Below are 1,019 nucleotides of genomic sequence, written 5' to 3' on the forward strand. Positions count from 1 at the left end.
GGTCGGAACGTTCGACATCCGACTTTCGGGCATCGGCTACCTATTGGCGTTCAGTGATGAGCGGCAGACGACGGCGGTCTACGGTCGGCTTCTGGAAAGCATGAGCCGAGCGGAAACTGTGGTGCGTTGTTGCACCGCGGAGACCCTTCAGGACGTTGCAAACGGGAGCCTATATATAGGCTACAATATGATCGGGTCATATGCCTACGCAGCGGCCAGGGGCAATTCCGATTTGAGGGTCGTTGTCCCGCGGGACTATGCGCTGATACTCAGTCGTGGCGCGCTCATTCCGAAGACGGCGCCGAATATGGGCGTTGCCAAACGATTTCTCGACTACCTTCTGTCAGCCCGGGGACAGAAGGTTGCCAGGGATAGCGCCTTCTTCTTTGCCGAGAACGGGCAATTGCCTGAGGGAGCGGACGGCCCGGAAAAACTTGGGGAGTCTGGTATCGCGCGCGCCATACGCATCGGCCCTGCGTTACTTGCCGTACAGGACGAGGCGTTGCGCCGCCGCTTCATCGAGGATTGGAGCAAGTCCATGATCGATGCGCAGGGCCAGCGACCGTGACGCGTAGGATGCCGCTCCAAGATTTCAACAATTCGGCAATACGTCGATGTGGCCGATCCCGCTGTCGTCGACAATCTGATCACGACCCATCGGGCCTAGTCGGCTGAGCAAACCTCGACATCGCCGTGACAGGTTGGTGACAGGTCAGGATGATACTCGCCTTTTGTGCCTGGAGGAGGTACGATTTAGGCGAACTTGGAGGAGACCGTAATGAAAAATCGTCTTGCGACGATGATGGCCGCGTTTTCGCTGTCAGCCGCTTTTGTGACGCTTGCCGCCGCTGCCGAGATCCCCGCCGGGTATCCGGACAACTACAAGGATCTGGTGGCCGCCGCCACCGCGGAAGGACACCTCAGCATCTATTCGACGACCGATGCGGCGCTGGTCCAGCCCTTGCTCAGGGACTTCGAAGCAGCATTCCCCGGCATCGCCGTCGAATAATCCGACCTCA

Annotated in this window: 2 protein-coding genes; both read left to right on the forward strand. The window is 59.1% G+C overall.

All coding sequences use genetic code 11. The features are described 5' to 3' along the window. A partial coding sequence (locus NKI72_RS35175; protein ID WP_352852279.1) for an ABC transporter substrate-binding protein occupies positions 1-568 on the forward strand: 568 nt, incomplete at its 5' end. 210 nt (positions 569-778) lie between these two features. Beyond that, complete coding sequence (locus NKI72_RS35180) at positions 779-1,009, forward strand: hypothetical protein (protein ID WP_352852280.1); 231 nt, start codon at positions 779-781, stop codon at positions 1,007-1,009. The last annotated feature ends 10 nt before the right edge of the window (positions 1,010-1,019 follow it).

It is taken from the genome of Mesorhizobium sp. M0437 (genome assembly GCF_040321335.1).
In the GTDB taxonomy this organism is placed as follows: domain Bacteria; phylum Pseudomonadota; class Alphaproteobacteria; order Rhizobiales; family Rhizobiaceae; genus Mesorhizobium.

Excerpts from the sequence above, each read along its gene's own strand:
- NKI72_RS35180 (WP_352852280.1), top strand. The coding sequence starts at position 779 with ATGAAAAATCGTCTTGCGACGATGATGGCCGCGTTTTCGCTGTCAGCC.